This is a genomic window from Arthrobacter sp. TJ-254 (genome assembly GCF_058269175.1).
The window spans coordinates 245,956-268,676 of record NZ_JBZCNF010000003.1 but is presented as its reverse complement, the minus strand read 5'-3'; the positions used below and the strand labels follow the sequence as shown (position 1 = coordinate 268,676).

18 protein-coding genes and 1 riboswitch are annotated in these 22,721 nt (G+C 68.0%); of the genes, 11 read left to right on the top strand and 7 right to left on the bottom strand.

What is annotated here, in order from left to right:
* Nucleotides 1–12 precede the first annotated feature (12 nt).
* Nucleotides 13–2,502 (top strand): GcvT family protein, encoded by a 2,490-nt coding sequence (locus AC4D14_RS09965; RefSeq protein ID WP_490901894.1) that lies wholly within the window; start codon nt 13–15, stop codon nt 2,500–2,502.
* A gap of 206 nt (nt 2,503–2,708) precedes the next feature.
* Here AC4D14_RS09965 and AC4D14_RS09960 read toward each other — a convergent pair whose 3' ends face one another.
* Nucleotides 2,709–4,115 (bottom strand): LLM class flavin-dependent oxidoreductase, encoded by a 1,407-nt coding sequence (locus tag AC4D14_RS09960; RefSeq protein ID WP_490901893.1) that lies wholly within the window; start codon nt 4,113–4,115, stop codon nt 2,709–2,711.
* A gap of 39 nt (nt 4,116–4,154) precedes the next feature.
* A riboswitch (SAM riboswitch) is annotated at nt 4,155–4,274 on the bottom strand.
* 264 nt (nt 4,275–4,538) lie between these two features.
* Between AC4D14_RS09960 and AC4D14_RS09955 the strand changes: the two genes are divergently transcribed.
* Genes AC4D14_RS09955 through AC4D14_RS09945 form a run of 3 tightly spaced genes read left to right on the top strand, consistent with a single transcriptional unit; the run spans nt 4,539 to nt 6,704 of the window.
* Nucleotides 4,539–4,967 (top strand): excalibur calcium-binding domain-containing protein, encoded by a 429-nt coding sequence (locus tag AC4D14_RS09955; protein WP_490901892.1) that lies wholly within the window; start codon nt 4,539–4,541, stop codon nt 4,965–4,967.
* A 39-nt stretch (nt 4,968–5,006) separates the two neighbouring features.
* A complete protein-coding gene (locus AC4D14_RS09950; protein WP_490901891.1) occupies nt 5,007–5,681 on the top strand; it encodes a class F sortase in 675 nt (224 codons plus the stop codon).
* A 12-nt stretch (nt 5,682–5,693) separates the two neighbouring features.
* Nucleotides 5,694–6,704 (top strand): matrixin family metalloprotease, encoded by a 1,011-nt coding sequence (locus tag AC4D14_RS09945; RefSeq protein WP_490901889.1) that lies wholly within the window; start codon nt 5,694–5,696, stop codon nt 6,702–6,704.
* Between the two features lie 83 nt (nt 6,705–6,787).
* Here the strand turns inward: AC4D14_RS09945 and AC4D14_RS09940 are convergent, their stop codons facing one another.
* Nucleotides 6,788–8,344 (bottom strand): GntP family permease, encoded by a 1,557-nt coding sequence (locus tag AC4D14_RS09940; protein WP_490901888.1) that lies wholly within the window; start codon nt 8,342–8,344, stop codon nt 6,788–6,790.
* A gap of 160 nt (nt 8,345–8,504) precedes the next feature.
* Here AC4D14_RS09940 and AC4D14_RS09935 point away from each other — a divergent pair, with 160 nt between their 5' ends.
* The 5 genes from AC4D14_RS09935 (at nt 8,505) to AC4D14_RS09915 (ending at nt 12,910) form a co-directional block, all read left to right on the top strand.
* Complete coding sequence (locus tag AC4D14_RS09935) at nt 8,505–9,947, top strand: four-carbon acid sugar kinase family protein (protein WP_490901887.1); 1,443 nt, start codon at nt 8,505–8,507, stop codon at nt 9,945–9,947.
* Between the two features lie 43 nt (nt 9,948–9,990).
* Nucleotides 9,991–10,971 carry an NAD(P)-dependent oxidoreductase gene (locus AC4D14_RS09930; protein ID WP_490901886.1) on the top strand — a complete coding sequence of 327 codons (981 nt, stop codon included), beginning with the start codon at nt 9,991–9,993 and terminating at the stop codon, nt 10,969–10,971.
* On the top strand, nt 10,949–11,665 hold the full coding sequence (locus tag AC4D14_RS09925; protein ID WP_490901885.1) for a FadR/GntR family transcriptional regulator: 717 nt from the start codon (nt 10,949–10,951) through the stop codon (nt 11,663–11,665). Before AC4D14_RS09930 ends, AC4D14_RS09925 begins: the two co-directional genes overlap by 23 nt.
* Before the next feature lie 5 nt (nt 11,666–11,670).
* Nucleotides 11,671–12,447, top strand: a complete 777-nt coding sequence (locus AC4D14_RS09920; protein WP_490901883.1) for an SDR family NAD(P)-dependent oxidoreductase — start codon at nt 11,671–11,673, stop codon at nt 12,445–12,447.
* 61 nt (nt 12,448–12,508) lie between these two features.
* Nucleotides 12,509–12,910, top strand: a complete 402-nt coding sequence (locus AC4D14_RS09915; protein WP_490901881.1) for a GNAT family N-acetyltransferase — start codon at nt 12,509–12,511, stop codon at nt 12,908–12,910.
* On the opposite strand, the gene nagA is transcribed toward AC4D14_RS09915, so the two are convergent.
* From nagA to murQ, 5 genes are read right to left on the bottom strand one after another with little or no spacing between them, the layout of a single operon-like run.
* Nucleotides 12,885–14,021: an N-acetylglucosamine-6-phosphate deacetylase gene (gene nagA, locus AC4D14_RS09910; protein WP_490901880.1), complete on the bottom strand. Its 1,137-nt coding sequence runs from the start codon at nt 14,019–14,021 to the stop codon at nt 12,885–12,887. The two genes, AC4D14_RS09915 and nagA, sit on opposite strands and share 26 nt — an antisense overlap.
* Before the next feature lie 5 nt (nt 14,022–14,026).
* The gene (gene nagB, locus AC4D14_RS09905) at nt 14,027–14,809 is read right to left on the bottom strand and encodes a glucosamine-6-phosphate deaminase (RefSeq protein ID WP_490901878.1); all 783 of its coding nucleotides are present in this window, start codon (nt 14,807–14,809) and stop codon (nt 14,027–14,029) included.
* Nucleotides 14,806–16,296 (bottom strand): sodium:solute symporter, encoded by a 1,491-nt coding sequence (locus AC4D14_RS09900; protein WP_490901877.1) that lies wholly within the window; start codon nt 16,294–16,296, stop codon nt 14,806–14,808. The genes nagB and AC4D14_RS09900 overlap by 4 nt, the downstream gene beginning before the upstream one ends.
* 15 nt (nt 16,297–16,311) lie before the next feature.
* The gene (locus tag AC4D14_RS09895) at nt 16,312–17,493 is read right to left on the bottom strand and encodes an anhydro-N-acetylmuramic acid kinase (RefSeq protein ID WP_490901876.1); all 1,182 of its coding nucleotides are present in this window, start codon (nt 17,491–17,493) and stop codon (nt 16,312–16,314) included.
* 2 nt (nt 17,494–17,495) lie between these two features.
* Nucleotides 17,496–18,455 carry an N-acetylmuramic acid 6-phosphate etherase gene (murQ, locus tag AC4D14_RS09890; protein WP_490901875.1) on the bottom strand — a complete coding sequence of 320 codons (960 nt, stop codon included), beginning with the start codon at nt 18,453–18,455 and terminating at the stop codon, nt 17,496–17,498.
* Between the two features lie 142 nt (nt 18,456–18,597).
* Between murQ and AC4D14_RS09885 the strand changes: the two genes are divergently transcribed.
* A complete protein-coding gene (locus AC4D14_RS09885; RefSeq protein WP_490901874.1) occupies nt 18,598–19,668 on the top strand; it encodes an N-acetylglucosamine kinase in 1,071 nt (356 codons plus the stop codon).
* A complete protein-coding gene (locus tag AC4D14_RS09880) occupies nt 19,665–22,481 on the top strand; it encodes an FAD-binding and (Fe-S)-binding domain-containing protein (RefSeq protein ID WP_490901873.1) in 2,817 nt (938 codons plus the stop codon). Before AC4D14_RS09885 ends, AC4D14_RS09880 begins: the two co-directional genes overlap by 4 nt.
* Nucleotides 22,482–22,721 lie beyond the last annotated feature (240 nt).

Here is a 22,721-nt window from a genome sequence, read left to right as displayed (position 1 = left end):
AGGAGAACAAGAATGAACGCATCACCCCGCGTAGTTATCATCGGCGCCGGCATCGTTGGAGCGAACCTCGCCGACGAACTCGCGACCCGAGGCTGGACCAACATCACCGTCCTTGAGCAGGGGCCGCTGCACCTTGCCGGCGGGTCCACGTCGCATGCACCAGGCCTCGTCTTCCAGACCAACCCGTCGAAGACCATGACGGACTTTGCCAGCTATACAGTGGACAAGCTGCTCTCCCTGCGCGCCGACGACGGAACCTCCTGCTTCAACCAGGTCGGCGGGCTTGAGCTCGCCACAACCGAGGCGAGGCTTGGCGAGCTGAAGCGCAGGCTGGGATTTGCAACCTCCTGGGGTATCGAGGGCCGGCTGATCGACCCTGACGAGTGCGAGAAGCATTACCCGCTGCTGAAGTCGGACGCCGTGCTCGGCGGGCTGTATATCCCCACCGACGGCCTCGCGTCCGCCGCCCGCGCCGTCCAGCTGCTCATCAGCCGCGCCTCAGAGGCAGGGGTGAAGTTCATCGGATCCACCCCCGTCACCGGCGTCACCCAGTCCAACGGCAGGGTCACCGGCGTCGAGACCTCCGACGGCGTCGTCCCCGCGGACATCGTGGTCACATGCGCGGGGTTCTGGGGCCGGGAGGTCGGAAAGATGGTCGGCATGAAGGTGCCGCTGCTGCCGCTGGCCCACCAGTACGTGAAGACGACGCCGCTGCCCGGGCACGGTGCACAGAACGAGCCCGGCGGCGCCCGGCTGCCGATCCTGCGTTACCAGGACAAGGACCTTTACTACCGCGAACACGGCGACCGGATCGGGATCGGCAGCTACGCGCACCGCCCCATGCCGGTTGACCTCGACACCCTCCCCCGCGTCGGCGCCGATGAGATGTCCGAGCACCGCATGCCGTCCCGCCTCGACTTCACCGAAGCCGATTTCCTTCCCTCGTGGAAGGACAGTCAGGAACTGCTCCCCGCACTGCAGGGGGCGCGGATCGCGGAGGGCTTCAACGGGATCTTCTCGTTCACCCCCGACGGCGGTCCGCTCCTTGGTGAATCTGCCGAGGTCGACGGGTTCTACGTGGCGGAGGCCGTCTGGGTGACCCACTCGGCCGGCGTGGCCAAGGCCATGGCGGAACTGCTCGTCGAGGGGCAGTCCCGGACCGACCTTCACGGGTGCGAGGTGACCCGCTTCGAGAAGGTGCAGACAAGCGACGCCTACGTCAGCGAAACTTCGCAGCAGAACTTCGTGGAGATCTACGACGTGCTGCATCCGCTGCAGCCCCGGGAATCCCCGCGCGATCTTCGCGTCAGCCCGTTCATCTCCCGCCAGAAGGAACTTGGAGCGTTTTTCCTTGAGTCGGCGGCCTGGGAACGCCCTCACTGGTTCGAAGCCAACCGCCCACTGCTCGCTGAGCTCCCCGAGGAATGGCAGGCGCCTCCGCGCGGCGAATGGGCGGGGATGTTCCACTCCGAGATTTCGGCGGCCGAAGCCTGGCGGACCCGCACGGCCGTCGGCCTTTACGACATGACGCCGTTGAAGCGGCTCGAAGTGAGCGGGCCCGGAGCGCTGTCGCTGCTCCAGCGGCTCAGCACGGGAAACATCGCGAAGAAGCCCGGGGCGGTGACCTACACCCTCCTGCTCAACGACGACGGCGGCATCCGCAGCGACGTCACGGTGGCGCGGCTCGGCGAGGAGACCTTCCAGCTGGGCGTCAACAGCAACGTTGACCTCGAGTACCTGCGCCGCGAGGCCCGGGAGCAGGCCGCGGGCGATCCCGGCCAGTGGGTGTACATCGCCGACATCACCGGCGCCACCTGCTGCATCGGACTGTGGGGGCCGCTGGCACGGACCGTCATGGCCAAGGTCAGCGACGACGACCTCAGCAACGAGGCACTTCGCTACTTCCGCGCCAAAGAAATCCGCATCGGCGGCATCCCCGTCACCGCAATGCGCCTCTCGTACGTCGGTGAGCTCGGCTGGGAGCTCTACGCAACGGCGGAGCACGGGCTTCGGCTGTGGGACCTGTTGTTTGAGGCGGGCCAGGAGCACGGCATCATCGCCGCCGGTCGCGGGGCCTTCAACGCGATGCGCCTCGAGAAGGGTTACCGGTTGTGGGGTGCGGACATGACCTCGGAGCACCACCCCTTCGAAGCCGGGCTCGGTTTCGCGGTCAACAAGGACAAGGAAGGCTTCAAGGGCTCCAACGCCCTGGTCTCCCGCCGGGAGGAGCCTGCGGCCCGGGCGCTGCGCTGCCTCACGGTCGACGACGGCGTCTCCGTGGTGATGGGCAAGGAGCCCGTGTTCGTGAACGGCGAAGCCGCCGGGTACGTCACGAGCGCCGCCTACGGGTTCTCGATCGGCAGGCCCATCGCCTACGCCTGGCTACCGGCCGCGGTTGCCGAGGGCGACTCCGTGGAGATCGAATACTTCGGCGAGCGGGTCCGTGCCACCGTCGCAGCCGAGCCACTGTTCGACCCAGGGATGGAGCGCCTGCGCGGCTGAGCCCCTCCGTCACAACAAGGCCCCACAACAAAGGCCCCGCTTCCGGAAGGAGGCGGGGCCTTTGCCGTGCCGGCTGAGCCGGCCGATCACGTGTGCCGCGGCCGACCTCGAAGCTGGGCCGGTCCAGCCCTCACAGAATCAGTTCCGTGTCGGTAGGTTTTGGTCGGTTCATTGATTCAGGGAACCGCTTATTATTCCGTGAGATGTCAGCGGGCGGCGGGCTCGAGGCGGTAGCTGCTGCCGTGGTGTTCGGCGGGCAGCCGGTCTCCGCGGCCGAAGAGCTTGTGCCGCAGTGTCCCCTCGACGTACTCGGTGGGATACGCGCCGCGCTTCTGCAGCTCGGGAACCACGTACTTCACCACATCCTCGAACGAGCCCGGCGTGATGGCGTAGGCAAGGTTGAACCCGTCGACGTCGGTCTCCTCGACCCAGGCCTGAAGCTCCTCGGCGACCTGCGCGCCCGAGCCGACGATGCGGGGGCCCAGCCCGCCGATGCCCGCCCACTCGGCGATGTCGCGCACCGTCCACGGCTTGCCGTCGTCCTCCACCTTGGAGAAGTTGGCGACGGCCGACTGGATGGCGTTCGACTTCACATTGCCGAGGGGCTCGTCAGGTCCGTAAGCGGAGAGGTCCACGCCGAACCAGCCGGAGACCAGCACCAGGGCTCCCTCGTAGCTGACGTACTGCTGGTACTCGGCGTGCTTGGCCTGCGCCTTCTCCTCCGTCTCGTCCGTGATGACGGTGAGCAGCGTGTAGATGCGCACGGAGTAGCGGTCGCGCCCTGCGGCTTCGACGGCGTCGCGGATCTTGGTGACGGTGTCCTTGAGGATCTCCTTGGTCGGCGAGCCAACAAAAACGGCCTCGGCGTTGCCCGCGGCAAAGGCGATCCCGCGCGGTGAAGCCCCGGCCTGGTAGATCACCGGGGTGCGCTGCGGGGAGGGTTCGCTGAGGTGGATCCCCGGCGTCGTGAAGTACTTGCCCTCATGGCCGATCCCGTGGACCTTCGCAGGGTCGGTGAAGACGCCGGTTTCGGTGTCCCGGATGACGGCGTCGTCCTCCCAGGAGCCTTCGAGCAGCTTGTAGAGCACCTCGAGGTACTCGTCGGCGTGGTTGTAGCGCTCGTCGTGCTCGAGCTGGTCGGTCTGCCCGAGGTTCCGCGTCGCCGAGGGCAGGTACCCGGTGACGACATTCCAGCCGAACCGCCCATTCGTCAGGTGGTCGAGTGTGGAGAGGCGGCGGGCAAACGGGTACGGGTGCTCGTAGGCGGTGCCTGCGGTGACGCCGAACCCGAGGTGCTCGGTCACCAGAGCCATGGCGGAGACCAGGAGGAACGGGTCGTTCACCGGAGTCTGTGTGCCCTGGCGGAGAGTTGCCTCGTCGGAGCCGCCGTAGACGTCGTAGGTGCCGAGGACGTCGGCGATGAAGATGCCGTCGAACAGTCCCTTTTCAAGGGTCTTTGCGAGGTCCGCCCAGTAGCGCAGGTCCTTGTACCGCCAGGACTGGTCCTCGGGGTGGCGCCACAGACCGGGCGACTGGTGACCGACGCAGTTCATAACGAAAGCGTTGAAGCGGATCTGACGGGGCGAATTGGAGGAATGCGGGGATAAGGACATGGCAAAAGAACCCTTGCATTAGGGCACCACCGAAAGGAAGTGCCGTACTTGCCCTCCGGTCATCTCCGCCGGCCGGGCCGAATCCTCACCTGGGGCACCCCGCTACAGCGAGAGGGTTGCCGTCCAACAAACCAGGGTTTTGCGTTGGAACTCTTGATTCTGAATTCGACCCTACGGGCAGGACGGCGCCCGCGTCGAGAACCGTCCGTCATAGAAAGTCACGAGCCGCATCCCGTGTGCGTCTTGATCGAGCGGGTGGCGAAACAGCTTGGTGGGAGCAGGGTGTCTTGCAAGCCCTGGTGAGATGACGATCGGTAGTGGGTGCGATAACCACGAGGTGGACCAAACAGTCAAAATTCCGAGTTACAATTTCATTACGCCCATCACATGGGCCTCAAACGTCACAAATGAATTGGGGAAAAATTGAAGAAAAGTACAGCAGGATTCGCACTGGTAGCAGCAGCAGGTCTCACGGCAATCTCGGCCGCACCGGCGATGGCAGTATCCCTCCCATTTGCAAACTGCAGTGAAGCAGCGGCAGTGGGCGTCTACAACATCCCTGCAGGCACGCCGGGTTACCAGCTGAAACTGGATGCCGATCGAGATGGGACTGGCTGCGACGCTGCAGGCAACCCTGCCTACGACGCGAGCATCGTGGCCGGCATCGTTGCTCAGAACACTCCCGCAGCACCGTCGCAGGTAGTTCAGATGCCCGTCGGCGGCGCTGACACCGGCGTTGCTCAGGAAGGTACTAACAACATGGGCGCGCTCGCGCTCGGCGGCGGCCTTGTCCTCGCGGCAGCAGCCGGTGGAACTTTCGTGGTGCGGCGTCGCGTCGCCGCCCAGGCATAGTCCACCTACACCAAGAACTGATCGGATATTGTCCTACGCATGATTAGTTCAATCAGGAACCGCCGCAGGAGCTTTCTTGCTTCTGCGGCGGTTGCTCTTTTCCTACTTTCCGGCTGTGCAACCGATGCAGCCCCGCAGGTCGAAAGGCCGGCAACGGTCTCGGCTACCCCTGATCCGGCCTCCTCTTCGGTGCCATCGACCTCGGCCCCTGCGAAGCCAACGCCTGCGCCGAGCGCCTCAGAATCACAACTTCCATCGCTGCCGGAATCGCCACCTGTTGCCTTCAGTATTCCCTCAACGGGCGCGAAGTCGGAGCTGCTCAGCTTGGGTCTGCGCCCCAATGGAACGCTTGAAGTGCCACCCGACGGCCCCGGTGCTCCGGCCAGCTGGTACAACCAGTCCCCCACTCCGGGCGAGCCCGGACCGGCCGTCCTCCTCGGGCACGTGAATGCCACCGACGGTGGGCCGGGCATTTTCGCTTCGCTGCGGCAGCTGAAGGCCGGGGACAAAATCGAGGTGACCCGCGAGGACGGCACAACCGCAGTATTCGCCGTCGACCGAGGCGAGCAGTATGCGAAGGACGCCTTTCCCACCACCGAGGTGTACGGCAATACCGACGGGGCCGAGCTGCGCCTGATCACCTGTGACGGGTTCGACCCGGCCACCGGCCAGTTCGACGACAACTACGTGATTTACGCGAAGCTCGTCGGCTAGGCTCCCCAAGTCATGCAAGTCTTGGGGGACGGGTCCGAGGACCGCGACCTGAACAGCATTAGCGGAAGATCCGACGGGACGCCGCCTTCGTCGCGGAGCGGCCGCACCCCTGCCTGGGCGCTCGAAGAAACACTCATGCAGCAGCTTGAGGCTTACAACGCGTCGCTGCCGCGGCGCAAAAGAACCAAGCCGAAGGCGCGGGCGGTCCCGCCCCGCAGCAAGGAGAGGCACCCTGCAACCCAAGGACGCATCCGCAACGGGCTTGCAATCGCCCTTGTGATTGGCCTGTCTTTCAGCCCCAGTCTGTTCCAGCGCTACGTCCTGCCGGCCGCCGCTCCGTACCTGCCGGGTACTGACGTTCCTCCGCGGGGAGTCGAAGCCTCGAAGGACCCGTTAGGACAGCCTTCTGCAGTGGCGGCATCGGATCAGTACCTGCTGCAGCCCTCCCCTAACAAGGACCAGGACTTCGTCGCCTACGACCCCTGCCGACCGATCCACTACGTCGTCCGGCCGGATAACGCTCCGCCGGGATCAAAAATCCTCGTCGAGGAAGCAGTGGCGAGCATATCCGCGGCGACGGGGCTCACCTTCGTCAATGACGGCTCCACGTCCGAAGCGCCGACCATGGAGCGCGGGAAGTTCCAGCCCGACCGCTACGGCAAGCGCTGGGCGCCGGTCCTGATCGCCTGGTCAACTCCCGAGGAAACCCCTGGCCTCGTCGGCGACGTCGCGGGACTCGGCGGAAGCCAGATCGCGAGCACTCCGGGCCACCCATGGGTCTACGTCGCCGGACAGGTGGTGCTCGACGCACCCTCGTTGTCGCAGACCCTCCAACACCCCGAAGGATCCGGACTGGTCCGGGCAGTCATCGTGCACGAGCTTGGGCACGTGCTCGGACTCGATCATGTCGACGACCCTACCCAGCTGATGCACGCGGAAAACAACAACGTCACCCAACTGGCCGACGGCGACCGCGCCGGCCTTGCACGGCTGGGCTCCGGGGCCTGCGTCCCGCAGCTCTGACCGGCCACTGCCCGCCAACCGGCGATCAGCAAAGCAAAAGGCCGCCGCCGCTTCCGCGACGACGGCCTCCCCCAAGTACCCGGTTACCCGAGCACGAGGTTCGCGAGGAACAGCAGGGGAATCGACCCGGCCCAGACGGCCGTGGTGATCCCCGACCACCCACGCAGGGCCGCCGTACCATCCAGGCCGGCGAAACGGGTCACCACCCAGAAGTAGGAATCGTTGAAGTAGCTGAACACCATCGAACCGGCGGTGCAGGCCAGGGCTGCGACGATGGGATCGATGCCGAGGGAGACGACCAGCGGAGCTGTGACTGAGGCGGCGGTGATCATTGCGACCGTTCCGGAGCCCTGGGCAATGCGCACCAGTGACGCGATGAGGAACGGAACGAGGAAGGCGGGGAGCGGGGTCGCGGCGATGGCCACGGCGAGGGCGTCGCCGACGCCGGAGTCGCGCAGCACCTGTCCCAGTGCGCCACCTGCGCCGGTGATCAGGAGGATGAGCCCTGCGGAGGCGGCGGCGTCAGCGAACCAGCCCTGCACCTTGGAGCGCGGGGTCCAGCGCGGCAGCAGGACATAGACGGCGAGGAGGACACCGATCACCAGCGCGACGACGGGATTGCCGATGAAGGCCAGCGGCACGGCCCAGGCGGACGGCTCGTACTCGCCGGTGCCGACAACACCCTGGTTGTTCTGGTCGATGGCGCCGCTCACCGTGTTGAGGATGATCAGCAGCAGCGGGATGAGCAGCGGCAGCGATGCGACAAACGCTCCTACCCGGTGCGGTTTCGCCCCCTCGGGAGGCGTGCCGAGTTCGGCTGCGGGATCCACCGGAGCGTCGCCGGCGCCGGGGTCGTCGTCGCGCCCATCCACATGGGCACCCGCCGGGGCGGCGTCCGCTGTTGCGGTTCGGTCGGCGAGCGTCGTGCCGGTTGACGCTCCCCCGGATGCGCCGGCCGAACGCCCGCCGGTCGACACCGCGGCGGCCGAGCCGTAGACGGCAGTGCGGACGTTGGCGTTGATCTGCGACTCGAGCTTCGGACCCATCCACTTTGCGTAGAAAACCACGACCGGCAGCAGGATCACGGTGAAGACGAGCCCGGCCAGGATGAGCGCGCCGAGGTCCGCCCCGAGAATACCGGCGACGGCGAGCGGCCCCGGTGTCGGCGGGACGAGGTGGTGGGTGAGAGTCATGCCGCAGCCGAGCGCCAGGGCGAGGACGATGTAGCCGCCCTTCTCCACGCGCGCAATCGACCGGGCGAGTGGGTTCATGATGACGTACCCGGAATCGCAGAACACCGGAATCGAGACGAGGGCTCCAACGCTGCCCATCGCCCACGGCTCCCTGCCCTTGCCGAAGACCTTCAGGAACGCGAGGGCGAGCGCTGTCGCCGCACCCGACACCTCGAGGATCTTGCCGATCCCGACGCCGAGGCCGATCACGATTCCGATCGTGGCGAGCGTATTGCCGAACCCTGTGGTGATCGACGAGACGATGTCCAGCGGCGCCTGACCTGCGACCATGCCGGTCACCAGAGCCGCAATCAGGAGGGCCACAAAGGCATCAAGACGCGTGCGGAGCACGAGGACGATGATTGTGGCAATTCCCAGAACCAGTGCCAAAAGAAGTTGTATATCCACGGTGATGTACCCCTCGACGGAACGCTGGCCAAGCCCCGTTGCCCGGTCAGTGAGTGTTCTGCAGCAACGCCCCCAATTCGTTGACGGGCTAGATGCTGGCTGAAACACTAACACCACACATATGACGTCTGACAAGGTCTTCCCGAGGATGTGAATACTCTTGACACGCGAAGCAGCGCTGCTCGCCCAGTATCCGGGCACCGTCCCCACCGATCCTCGGGAAATAGCCGCCGTCGTCGCGGCCTCGGGGCGGGTCCTTGTGGTCCTCGATGACGACCCAACGGGCACCCAATCCGTTGCCGACCTCCCGGTCCTCACCGCCTGGGAACCCGATGATTTCCGGTGGGCGTTCTCGCACCGCATCCGCGGCGCAGCCGCTCCGGCGGTGTACGTGCTGACGAACACCCGCAGTCTCGACCCCGCTGAGGCCGAGCGACGGAACCGGGAGATCGTCACCAACGCCGTTGCCGCCGCCGACTCGACCGGCACCACGATCGGTTTCGTCAGCCGCAGCGACTCCACCCTGCGCGGGCACTTCCCGCTCGAACCGGACACCATCGCGGCTACCCTGAGGGACGTCAAGGGCATTCCCACCGACGGCGTCGTGGTCGTCCCCGCGTTCCCCGAGGCCGGCCGCATCACCATCGGAGGCGTCCACTATGTGCGGGACAACGACGGCGGGCTCACCCCGGTCGCCGACACCGAATTCGCGAAGGACGCCACCTTCGGCTTCACCTCCTCGAACCTCGCGGAGTACATCGAGGAGAAGTCCGGCGGGCGCCTCCCTGCCGCACGCGTGATCCTGATCGACCTCGCCACTATCCGCAGCGGCACCGGCGCCATCGCCGACGCCCTCGAAAACGCCCGGGATTCGACGCCGATCGTTCCCGACATCATCAACGAGGACGACCTCCGCGCCCTGGCGCTGGGGCTCGAAGAGGCGGAGCGCCGCGGCAGGAAGCTCCTGTACCGGGTGGGTCCGCCGTTCGTGCGCGCCCGCATCGGCCAGAGCGAACACGCTCCCCTCACCGCGTCAGAGGTCTTCGCCGGCCTCGATGCGCCCGAGGCGGGAGGTTTGATCGTGGTGGGTTCCCACGTCGGGCTCACCACCCGCCAACTCGACGCCCTCGTGCGCCGGCACCCCGCCGTGCGCGTCGAACTGTCGGTCGAGGCACTCCTCGAGCCGGAGACGCGGGAGGCCGAGATCGGCAGCACGACAGCCGCGGTTGTCGAAGGGCTGGGCCGCGGCGAAGTCATCCTCCATACAAGCCGCCGGCTTGTGCGCTCGGAGGATCCGGAGCGGAGCCTGCAGATCGCCCGGCTCGTGTCGCAGTCGGTTGTCGACGTCGTCCGCGCAACGATCGCTGCAGCCAAGGTGCGGTTCGTCATTGCAAAGGGCGGCATCACCTCGTCCGATGTCGCGGCCCACGGGCTTGAGATCCGCCATGCTGTGGTGCGCGGGCCAATGCTCCCGGGCATCGTCTCGCTCTGGCAGCCCGTGGACGGGCCGGCCCGCGGAGTCCCCTACGTCGTCTTTGCCGGCAACGTCGGAAATGACGAGTCACTCGCCGACGTCGTGCAGACGCTCAGCGTGCATCCGTGACACCGAGCCACAGCCGAGAAGTCCCGAGGGAGAGGAAACGGAAATGAGCAACCCACCGGATGCGAACGTCCCCACCGTCGCCGTCCTCGGCCTCGGCGCGATGGGCCTGCCAATGGCACGCCGGCTCGCCGGATCCTTTCCCGTGCGGGGCTTCGACCCCTCCGATGCGCTGCGCCAAGCCGCCGACGCGGCCGGAGCGACGTCGTGTGAATCCGCCCGCGCCGCGGCAGCCGAATCGGACATCGTACTGCTCGCTGTACGCAATGCCGCCCAGGTCGAGGCGGTGCTCTTTGGCGCCGATGGCGTGGCCGAGGTGATGAATCCGGGCGCCGTCGTCGTGATCACCAGCACCGTTGGCGTTGACGCCGTGCCGGCCTGGGCCGAGCGCCTCGCCGCGTTGCAGCTGGGGCTCGTCGACGCCCCGCTCTCGGGCGGGCCGGCGCGCGCAGGTGACGGCGACCTGCTGATCGTGCTCGGTGCCGAGCCCGCCGTTCTCGAGAAGGCCCGGCCCGTCCTCGAACGGCTCGCCTCGACGCTGACGGTTGTTGGAAACAAGCCCGGTGACGGGCAGGCGATGAAGACGGTCAATCAGCTGCTGTGCGGGGTGCACATCGCCGCCGCAGCCGAAGCGCTCGCCCTGGCCGACGCGCTGGGGCTCGATCAGGAACTGGCGCTGCGTGCGCTTGAGTCGGGAGCCGCGGCGTCGTTCATGCTCTCAAACCGCGGACCGCGCATGATCGAAGGCTATGACGGCGGTACCGAGGTCCTGAGCCGGCTCGACATCTTCGTCAAGGACATGGGCATCGTCGGCAAGGCCGCCCGGGCGGCGGGACTTGCCGCACCGGTCGCTGCGGCGGCCGAGCAGCTGTTCCTGCTGGGGCAGACGCACGGGCTCGGCACGGCCGACGACTCCTCGGTCATCCAGGTCGTTGCGCCTGCTCGAAGGACGACGGACAGCCAGAACGCAGGGACCAACCATGCAGCTGAGGGAGGAGCCCCTGATGGGCCGGCAGTCACTCGCTGAGTCGGTCTTCGAGAACCTGCTGCAGCAGATCATCGAGGGAAGGTTCGCCCCCCATGAAGCGCTGCCGCCCGAGGCCGAACTGGCCAGGGATGCCGACGTCAGCCGCCTCACCGTGCGTGAGGCGCTGAAGAAACTCGAGGCGCAGAACGTCATCTCCATCAAGCGCGGTCTTGGAACCTTCGTTAATCCCCCGGCCCAGTGGACGAACCTTGAGGCAATCCTCCGCTCGGCCTCGCTGGGCATCGGTTCGAGCGAAGTTGCGCTGCGGCTGCTCGAGGTCCGGCGCATGGTTGAGATCGGAGCCGCCGAACTCGCCGCCCGGCATTCGAGCGAGGACGACCTGGCGAAGATGGCCGCCGCAGTCGAGGCGCTGAAGGCCGCCCACGAGGCGGACGACCTCGACGCCGTCACCGCCGCCGACCTCGACTTCCACGACGCGGTGCTGCGTGCCTCGGCAAATCCGTTCGTGCCGGTGATCCTCGGCCCGCTCGGGCAACTGCTCTACACAATGCGGCGGGAAACGTCGTCCTTCCGGGAGGTCCAGAAACACGCGATCCGGCACCACGGCCTCGTGCTTGACGCAATCCGGTCCGGTGACCCCGAGGCGGCCCGCAAGGCGATGGAGGCACACATCGATCAGACCTACGACGACTACGAGCACTTCATCCACCACACGAACAGTTCAAGGAGCTGAGCAACATGACAGAAACGGCAACCTTCCCGGCCGAGCGCACGGCGGTCCTCACCGGCGCCGCATCCCCGCGCGGCATCGGACGCGCCCTGGCAAACACTTTGGCCGGCCAGGGCTGGTCCATTGCCATCCTCGATGTCGACGCCGGTGCTGCGGAAGCGGCGGCCTCGGACGTCGCCGACCGGCACGGCGTCAGCGCCCTCGGCGTTGGAGCCGACGTCTCGGACGAGGAGTCGGTCGACGCCGCCATCGGGCGCGTCGAGGCCGAGCTGCCGCCCATTGTCGCGCTCGCGAACCTCGCCGGCATCAGCTCGCCCACCGAGTTCATGAAGGAGACGAAGGAGGCCTGGGAGCGGGTGTTCGCGGTAAACATGACCGGCACCTTCATCGTCACCCAGCGGGTGCTCGGCGGAATGATCGACCGGAAGCTCGGACGGGTGGTGAGCGTTTCCTCGATTTCGGCCCAGCGCGGAGGCGGCACCTACTCGAAGGTGGCCTACAGCGCCTCGAAGGCGGGAATCATCGGTTTCACCCGGGCGCTGGCCCGCGAGATGGGCGAGCACGGCATCACGGTGAACTGCGTTGCCCCCGGTCCTGTCGACACCGACATCATGGGCGGCACCCTGACCGAGGAGCGGAAGCAGGACATGTCGCGGGACATCCTGGTGGGCAGGGTGGGGACCGTGGGTGAAGTCGCTGCGCTGATGGCGTTCCTCGTCGGCGAAGACGCCGGCTACATCACCGCCGCAACCTACGACATCAACGGCGGCCTCCAGGTCTCCTAGTGCTGCTTTGACCGGCCTGAGGCGGGGTGAAAAACTGATGGCAATGCAAAGAGAGGAAACCATGACCAGCGGCACAGACGGGCCGGCAGGCAGTTCAGCAGGCACCCCGGAAGAACAAAACGAACAAGACGGACAGGGAACGGCAACCGGCGCTGAAGACTCCCAGGCGCAGCTCGAGGTCACGGACAACCCGGAGAAGAACCGCTACATTGCCTACCTCAACGGGGACGCCGTCGGACTTGCCGCCTACCGCCTCGAGAACGGCGTCATCAATTTCACGCACACCATCGTGGACGAGGACTTCGAGGGCCGGGGCATTGCCACGGCAATGATGCACGAAGCCCTTCGGGATGCCCGCGCAAGGGACCTAAAGGTCGTCGCCGGGTGCACCTTCGCGGAGAACTTCCTCGAGGAACACACGGAGTACCAGGACCTGGTCAGGACACCACCCGGAGCACCCTAAACCCGTCATCAAGCAGGACGACGCCGCCTCGGCCCCCGACCTCGGTGGTGCCGATCCTCGAATCCGCGAGCCCGGCGGCGCGGGCCGGGACGATCGTCGCCGCGGCGACCGCCTCGGCCTCTCCAACGCCTGCCGCAACCGCCCTGCGGACCGCGGAATCCATGGTGAGGGTGCTTCCAGCGATCGAGCCGTTGCGCTCGAGCCGGGCCTCGCCGTCCGCCACAGTGACGTCGAGGGAGCCGATCCGGTACCGGCCGTCCCCGACTCCCGCCGCTGCCATCGCATCGGTGATCAGGGCTACCCGGCCGGGCGCCGACGCGAACACCAGGCGCAGCATCGGATCGTGGACATGGATACCGTCGGCAATGATTTCAAGGGTGACGTGCGGTGAATCGAGGGCTGCGGCGATCGGGCCCGGCCTGCGGTGGTGCAGCGGCTCCATCGCGTTGAACGTGTGGGTCAGCAGGCTTGCACCGGCGTCGAAGGCCCGCAGAGCGGTCTCGTAGCCTGCCGCGGTGTGGCCGACTGCCACCCGGACGCCGTGCTGCACGAAGCGGCGCAGGGCCGCGAGGTCCGGGTCCAGCTCCGGCGCCATGGTGACCTGCACGAGCGAGCCTCCGCCGGCCTCAACGAGCCGGTCAACCGCCTCGACGGTGGGTGCCGTAAGGAAGTCGGGGCGGTGCGCACCGCAGTGGCTCGAGGCAAGGAAGGGCCCCTCAAGGTGGAAGCCCCGGAGCATCGGATCCCGGACGGCGCCGAGCGAGCGCAGGGATGCTTCGAGGACCGGCAGCGGGTTGGTCACCAGCGACGCCACGAGGCTGGTTGTGCCGCCGGCCCGGTGGACGCGCAGCGCCTCGGAGATGTCGGAATCCTCGAAGGCCGCCCCTCCCCCGCCGTGGCAGTGCAGGTCCACGAACCCCGGCGCCAGAAAAGCTCCGGCTGCGTCGAGGACCTCCGCGTCCTTCGCGAGCTCCCGCCAGGAATCGCCGGTCCCGGCGTCCGAGATGACGCCCCCGTCGATCCGGAGCCAGGAGTCGGGGACAACGGCGGCGTCGGTAAAGCGCCGGGCCGAGTGGAGGACGAGGGGCTTGCTTGCCGGAAGTGTGGTCACCGGACTCAGGGTAGCTGCCAGGCGGGCCGGTTCGCTTCGGTGTGCCGGTAGTAGGCGTGGTTCCGGAGCTCTGAGGCGGCGTCTTCGTCGATAATTACCGTCGCATTGGCGTGCAGCTGCAGGGCGGTCGCCGGGCAGAACGCGCCGAGGGGACCCTCAACCATCTGGGCCACCGCCGCCGCCTTTGCGCCCCCGGTCGCCACAAGCACAACGGCCTTCGCATCAAGGATGGTGCCGATTCCCTGGGTGAGGCAGTGCATCGGCACCCGGGAGATGTCACCGCCGAAGAACCGGGAGTTGTCTTCCCGGGTCCGGGGCGAAAGGGTCTTGACGCGGGTCCGGCTGGCGAACGACGACGTCGGCTCGTTGAAGCCGATGTGGCCGTTGGCGCCAATGCCCAGCAGCTGCACGTCCACCCCGCCGCTGCGCCGGATCGCCTCCTCGTACTCCCGGCAGGCGGCTTCGAGGTCCGCCGCCGCGCCGTCCGGCACCCGGACGTTCTCCGGTGTGAGCCCGAGCAAATGGACAACTTCCCGCTCGATCACCGAGCGGTAGCTCTCCGGATGGCCGGCGGGCAGCCCCACGTATTCGTCGAGCGCGAAGCCGCGCACCCGGTCGAAGGCCAGCCCATCCCGGCGGTGCCGGGCGAGCGCCTCGTAGGTGGCAACCGGGCTCGATCCCGTGGCGAAGCCGAGGACGGCGTCGGGCTTGCCCGCAACAACGTGGGCGAGGATGCGGGCGGCGTGCTCACCGACCGCCGTCGCGTCGGGCTTGATGCTGATCCTCATCGGACGCTCTCGATCTCCTCGGTTGTCACAGCGGCGTCGGCAGGAGTGCGGTGGCGCAGCGACAGCAGGAAGCCAAGGGCCACTGTGACAACGACGCCGATCGCCGTGTACCAAGTGAAACCGATGAGGGTGCGCTGGAAAAGGAACAGGTAGGTCATCAGGGCGACCGCTGTGGCGAATCCGATGATCGCGTCCGTCTGGCGGGCCTTCGGGACCCAGAGTCCGAGGAAGAACGCACCAAGCAGGCCGCCGTAGGTGAGCCCGGCGACTGAAAGGCCAAGTTCGACGACGGGGTTGTCGGTTCCGGTGAACAGGGCGCCGGCGCCGATGAACACGACACCCCAGCCCAGGGTGAAGATCCTGCTCAGGCGCAGGCCTTCCGTCTCGGAGAGCTTCCGGGCGCTGAACTTCTCGAACAGGTCCGACATGGTCGAGGAGGCAAGGGCCGACAGCGACGACGAAAGGGTGCTCATGGCCGAGGCGAGGATGCCCGCGAGCAGCAGCCCTGACAGGCCGCTCGGGAGGCCTTCGACGATGAAGGTGGGGAAGATCTGGTCACCGCGTTCAAGACCGAGTTCTTCGACGGACTTCCGCTCGTAGTAGCTCCAGAGCGCCAGGCCTACGGTGAGGAAGAGCGCGAACTGGAAGAATACGATCACCGCGCTGCCGATCACTGCCTTCTGCGCGTCCCGCAGGGTGCGGGTGGTGAGCAGCCGCTGCACGATGATCTGGTCGGCACCGTGGGACGCCGTCGACAGCAGGGCGCCGCCGATCACCGCAGTGATGAAGGCGTAAGGGGCGGAGATGGGGCTTGAGGCGAAGTCGAGGAACTGGGTCTTGCCGGCGTCGGCCGCTTCGGACCAGAAATTCACGTCGAGGCTTGTGGTGATGAAGATCAGGGCGATGATGCCGCCCACCACGTAGAGGGCCATCTGGAGGACGTCGACCCAGACGACGGCCTTGATGCCGCCGACGAAGGTGTAGGCGATGGTGACGACGCTGAGGATCGCGATGATGGCGAAGAAGTTGAGGTTCAGGCCATAGGAATCGAGGATCACCTTCACCGGGATGGCGGCGGCGAAGAGCCGGACGCCGTCGGCAAGGAGCCGGGTGAGGATAAACGCCACCGAGGCGGTGCTCTGCATCCCGCGGCCGAAGCGCTGGCCGAGGTAGGCGTAGGCGGTGGTCATCTCGCCGCGGTAGTAGCGCGGCAGGAGGACGAAGGCGACGACGATGCGGCCCAGCAGGTACCCGATGGCCACCTGGATGAAGGTGATGTTCCCGAGGTAGGCGACGGCAGGGACGCTGATGACCGTCAGGGCGCTGGTCTCGGTGGCGACGACCGAGAGGCACACTGCCCACCAGGGCAACTGCCGGTTGCCAAGGAAGTAGTCCTTGACGTTTGTTTGCTTGCCGGAGAGTTTCAGTCCCAGCCAGGCGGAGCCCACGAGGTAGGCGATGATGACGATCAGGTCGAGGGGTTGCACGGTTCTCCAGGAGGGCTAGAGGTGGCGGTCGGTGACCGGGTGGGAAACGGTCAGTCGCTGCGGTGCGACGGTGACCGGTGGGGGAAGGCGCAGGGGGTTGGCGCCCGGGGTGATGCGTCCGGCGATCGGCGGAGTGGTGCTTCCGGTGCAGCTCCCCAGGGTGCCGGGGAGCCCGTGCCAGCTGAAAAACCCCAGCAGGGCGAAAAGGTAGGCCTCCTTGGCGTCGGGGTCGACGCCAAGCTCGGCGGCATTGCGCACTTCAGCGGGAGCGAGGTGCTCCCGCAGCCGTTCGATCAGGAACGGGTTGCGGGTTCCGCCGCCGGAGACGAACACCTCCCCGACTCCGAAGGGACGAAGGGCGTCCGCGATGGTGTGTGCCGTGAGTTCGGTGAGCGTGGCGAGCAGGTCTGTGGCGCTGATCGACCTGCCTGCCGTCATCTCACTGAGGTAACCGCTGTGGAAGATCTCTCGGCCGGTGGACTTGGGTGCCGGCTGCGCATAGTAGGGATGCGCGAGCAGCGCGGCGAGAAGGTCGGCGTCGACAGTTCCGGCGCGGGCGCCCTGCCCGTCGCGGTCAACGGACTCGGCCCCGCCGCTTGAGGCGCGCACTGCGGCGTCGAGGAGACCGTTGGCCGGGCCGGTGTCGAAGGCTAGGGGATCCTGGCCCGGCCGAATCACCGTGGCGTTGGCGATCCCGCCAAGGTTGAGGGCGGCTGCTGCGTCCTCCGCACGCCCGGCGAGCAGCAGGGAGTCGAAGATGCTGACGAGCGGGGCACCCTGACCACCGGCGGCAATATCGTTGCTGCGCACGTCGGAGAGGACGGGAAGCCCCGTTGCCTGGGCAATCCAGGCGGGCTGGCCCAGCTGAAGCGTTCCGCGGGCCTTTCCGTCCTCGATCCAGTGGAAGAGGGTCTGCCCGTGGGAGACAACGAGGTCGGCGGTGCCTCCGGTCTCGGCGAGGTAGGCCTTCGCTGCGGCGGCGAATTCCTGCCCGATGAGGGTGTCGAGTCGGGTGACGGCCTCCATGGAGGTGGCGGCCGGCGGCATTGCCGCAAGGATCTCCTCCCGAAGGCTTTCGCTGTAGGGGACCTCCCGGTGGCCCAGCGGGGTCATGCGCAGGTCGGGGCCGTCGAGCTCGAAGTCCGCCGCCGCGACGTCGATGGCGTCAACCGAGGTGCCGGAGGACAACCCGAGCACCCTCACTGCTGCACCGGAGCTGCGCCAAGGATGGCCCGTACATTGCCCGCGTGCTCGTCGAGGAGGCGGCGGGCCTCGGCGGCATCCACACCGTTGAGGAGCATCACGATGGCGGTCTTGGCATGCCAGCCGGAGGCTTCGAGGGCGCCGGCGGCGTCGGCGGCGGGCACCCCCGTGGCCTCGATGACGATCCGCTGTGCCCGCTGGCGCAGCTTGCCGTTTGTGGCCTTCACATCGACCATGAGGTTCCCGTACGTCTTCCCGAGGCGGATCATCGCCGCCGTGGAGATGGCGTTGAGGACGAGCTTCTGGGCGGTGCCCGCCTTCATGCGAGTGGATCCGGCAACAACCTCGGGCCCGGTGAGCACCTCGATGGGGTGGTCGACTGCGGCACTGAGCAGCGTACCGGGGTTGTTCGAGAGGCCGATGGTCACGGCTCCGGCAGCCCGGGCGGCCTTGATTGCCCCAAGGACGTAGGGGGTCCGGCCCGAGGCTGCAATCCCGACCACGGCGTCGAGCCTGCTCACGTCGAGGCCCCGCAGGTCGGTTGCGCCGGCGGCGGGATCGTCCTCGATCCCTTCAACGGCGGAGACCAGGGCGGCCGGCCCGCCGGCCATCAGGGCGACGACGAGTCCGGGTGCCACCCCGAAGGTTGGGACGCATTCGGCGGCGTCGACACCCGCGAGGCGTCCGGGGGTTCCTGCGCCAACGTAGATGAGCCGGCCTCCCCTGCTCAGCCGGTCGACGACGGCGTCGACGGCGGCGGTGATGGCCTCGCCGGCTGCGGCGACGGAAGCAGGGACGACGGCATCGTCGGCGGCAATCTGGGCGACGAGGTCGCGGGTTGACCGCAGGTCGAGATCGGCCAGGTCGGGGCGGGACTGCTCGGTTTCCAGGCGGTCGAGATCCGCCGGTGCTTCCTCGCGGTCCGCCGTCTCCTGGGCGTTGTAGGAGTTGTTCACGCTCCAAGGAGAACACAGGCCGCAACGTGTGGTCAATCACTTTCATCAATGTGTAAGGTTGTGAAACTTAGTTTCATCGAGATGGACCTGCAGGCCGCGTTACCGTTGACGTTGTCTGCCCCCACTGCTTGAGAGGACCTCAATGAGCCGCCCCAACGACCGGCCGGGGACAACGCCCCCCGAAACCGAGCCGCGGCCGGTCCACCACGCGGGCGTCGAACGTCCCGGGGCCGCCGTGTGCGGCATCGACATCGGCGGGACCGGGTGCCGGGTCGCCGTGGTTCCCACCGGCGGACAGCAGGCCCCCGTCCCGGTCTTCACCGGAACCGGCCTGCGGATCGGCGGTACAGGCCTCGACGTCGAGGAGCTGATGCGCACCCTTGAACCACTTGTCGCCTCGGCACGCGACGCCTCGGGGGCCGGGGCCCTCGACACCGTAGTGCTTGGCGCCGCGAGCCTCGTCACCCTGCTGCGCAATGCCGGCGGGGTCCACGCGGAGCTCAGCGCCCGGTTCGGTGCGCGCACCACTGTCCTCGCCTCCGACGTCCTCACCTCCCACATCGGCGCACTGTCGATGCAGCCGGGGGTCGTTGTCGCGGCAGGCACAGGGGCCGTGGCCCTCGGGACGGACCACGCCCGGCTGTGGCGTCGGGTGGACGGGTGGGGCCATCTGCTCGGCGACGCCGGCAGCGGCGCATGGATCGGTGCCCGCGCCCTTGATGCCGCCTACCGCAGCTACGACGGGCGGAGCGGGGGCTCGGCCGGACTGCTCGACCGCCTGCGCTCCCGGTTCGGCTCCCCCGAGGACCTCATCCGCAGCGTCTACACACGGCAGGACCGCTCGGCGGTTCTCGCCTCCTTCGTACCCGACGCCGCCGCCGCCGCTGCGGACGGCGACGCCACCGCCCTTGGCATCTTCCGCTCCGCCGGCCGGGAACTGGCCTGCACCGCCAGCGCCGGCCTCGTCGACGGCCTGCCGCTGCGGATCCGCTGGGTCGGCGGACTCTTCGAAGCTTCCCCGGACCTCCTTGATGAATTCGGCGAGGAGCTCAACCGGAGGCACCCGGGCCTTGACCTGGCCCCCGGCGAGGGGACCTCCCTTGAGGGAGCGCTGCGGCTTGGGGCCGCCGTCGCCTTCGGCACCGGGCCGGAGCCGCGGGAAGGATTCCTGTCAACGCAGCACCACCGGACGCGCGCGGGGAGGACCGCATGATCACCGCGCTGCGCGCCGCCGTCGGTGATCCCGCCCGGATCAGTGAACGGGCCATCGACCTCCACGCCAACGCCCACGACGCCTCCCACTTCCTCCTGATCCCGCAGGCGGTGGCAACCCCCGTGAACGCCGCCGAGGTTGGTGCGCTGCTGCGGGCCTCGGCCGCCCAGGGGATCCCCCTCACGCTGCGCTCGGGCGGAACCAGCCTCAGCGGCCAAGCCGTCAGCGACGGGGTGCTCGTGGACGTGCGGAAGCATTTCCGCGGCATCGAGGTGCTCGACGGCGGTGACCGCGTCCGGGTCAAGCCCGGGGTCACCGTGCGGATGCTCAACACCCGCCTGGCCCGGTACGGGCGGAAGTTCGGGCCGGATCCCGCCAGCGAATCGGCCTGCACCATCGGCGGCGTCGTCGCGAACAACTCCTCAGGCATGCACTGCGGTACAGCCGACAACGCCTACCGCACCGTTGAGTCGGTGACAGTGGTGCTCCCCAGCGGCACCGTGATCGACACCGCCGCACCCGACGCCGACGGGCGCCTCCGTGCCCTCGAACCGGCGCTCCACGCCGGCCTGCTGCGCCTCGCCCGGCGGGTGCGCTCAAACCCAGCCTCGGTGCGGACCATCGAAGACCAATTCTCCCGCAAGAACACTATGGGCTACGGGCTGAACTCGCTGCTCGACTTCGAGACTCCCGCTCAGATGCTGGCACACCTGATCGTCGGCAGCGAAGGCACCCTGGGCTTCGTGGCCGAGGCCGTGTTCCGGACCGTCCCGGTCCGGCCACATACGACAACGGGGCTGCTCGTCTTCCCGGACCTGCAGGCCGCCAACTCGGCCCTGCCCGCGCTTGTCGACTCCGGCGCCGCAACAGCGGAACTCCTTGACGCGCTTTCGCTGAAGGTGGGCCAGGGGCTCCGCGGCACGCCCGCGCTCGTGCGCGACCTGGCCGTCCGCGACCACGCAGCCCTGCTCGTCGAGTACTCGGCGGACACCCCTGAGGAACTGGCGCATTCCGCGGCGGCCGGCGAGGCTGCCCTGGCGCCGCTGGGCCTGAGCACCCCCGCCCGGTTCAGCACCGACGCCGCCGCCCGGGCGGAACTGTGGCGGCTGCGCAAGGGCCTCTACGCCTCGGTGGCCGGAGCCCGCCCGCAGGGAACCACTGCGCTGCTCGAGGACGTCGTCGTCCCGGTGCCCGCACTGGCGCGCACCTGCACCGAGCTCACCCGGCTGTTCGGGACGTACGGGTACCGCGACAGCGTCATCTTCGGCCATGCCAAGGACGGCAACATCCACTTCATGCTCACCGACGGGTTCGCCTCAGCTGCGGAACTGGACCGGTACGCGGCGTTCACCGAGGACCTCGTGGATCTGGTGCTCGGCGAGGGCGGCTCACTGAAGGCCGAGCACGGCACCGGACGGGTCATGGCGCCCTTCGTGCGCCGCCAGTACGGCGATGAGCTGTACGAAGTGATGCGCTCGATCAAGGCGTTGTTTGATCCAGCCGGCGTCATGAACCCGGGCGTGATCCTCAATGAGGATCCGCAGGCGCACCTGCGCCACCTCAAGGCCGTGCCCGCCGTCGCCGAGGAGGTGGACCGGTGCGTGTCCTGCGGCTACTGCGAGCCGGCCTGCCCGAGCAAGGACCTCACCCTGACGCCCCGGCAGCGGATCGTGACCCTGCGCGCCATCGAACAGGCGCGGCTCGACGGCGACACCGCCCTGGCCGCGGAGCTGGGGAAGGACTACGACTACGAATCGGTTCAGACCTGCGCGGTCGACGGCATGTGCCAGACCGCATGCCCGGTGGACATCAACACCGGCTCCCTGGTCAAGCGGCTCCGGCGGGAAAAGGCCCATCCGGTGGCGGCACGGATTGGCGCGGCTGCCGCCGACCACTGGGCCGGCGTCACCCGCGGTGCCGGTGCCGCACTGAGCCTCACCGCGAAGCTACCCTCCCCGGTCGTCCGAGGCCCGAATTCCGTTGCCCGTGCGGCCCTGGGGGCCGATAACGTTCCGCTGCACTCCCCCGAGCTGCCCGCGGGCGGCTCACGGCGGCGCCGGCCCGCGCCGGAGGGAACGGCCGACGCCGTGTACTTCCCGGCATGCGTTGGGACAATGTTCGGCCCCGCCGCGCCCGGCGGCAATCCCGGTCCCGGCGTGCAGGTGAGTTTCGAGGAGCTCTGCGAACGGGCAGGGCTCACCCTGCTGGTGCCCGAGGGAATCGACGGGCTGTGCTGCGGGACGCCGTGGTCCTCCAAGGGACTCGCCGCGGGCCAGGAAGCGATGGCCGCCCGGACCCTTGCCGCCCTGCGGGAGGCCACCGGCGACGGCGCCCTTCCGGTGGTCTGTGATGCGACCTCCTGCACCGAGGGGCTGCTTGCCGTGATCATTGGCGACGTCCCCGCACCGGGGCAGCGGCCGCTGCGGGTTGTTGACGCTGTTCAGTTCACCGCCGAACGGATCCTCCCGGTGCTCGGACCGTACGTCAAACGGGAATCCCTGGCCCTGCACCCCACTTGCTCCTCCACCCGGCTGGGGCTCAATCCGGCGCTGGAAGCCGTGGCAGGGGCCGTTGCCTCCGAGGTGTCGGTCCCGGAGAGCTGGGGATGCTGTGCCTTTGCCGGGGACCGCGGCATGCTGCACCCGGAGCTGACGGCGTCGGCCACCGGGCGTCAGGCAGCCGAGATCGCCCAGTTCGGCGCCGACGCCCATGCTTCGTGCAACCGGACGTGTGAGCTGGGCATGACCCGGGCCACGGGCGAGCAGTACCAGCACGTCCTTGAGCTCCTTGAGGAAGTGTCCCGGAAGGCCTGAGAGCCCCGGGGTGCGGGCGGCACCGGGGGCCGGGACGGAATTCCGCGGGTAGCTGCGGAGCAGGCGACTGCAACGTCCGCGCCATTAAGGACCGCGTAAGGACAGCGGGATTCGCGTATTCATGACGGGTCTTGTGCACCCATCGGGCGGAACTCGACCGGAGCCTTTGGGGGCCAAATGAGAGGGTTCATGTGTGAGAAGATGATTCTCGCCCAGCCGGAGAATGCCGGTGGCCGGTCG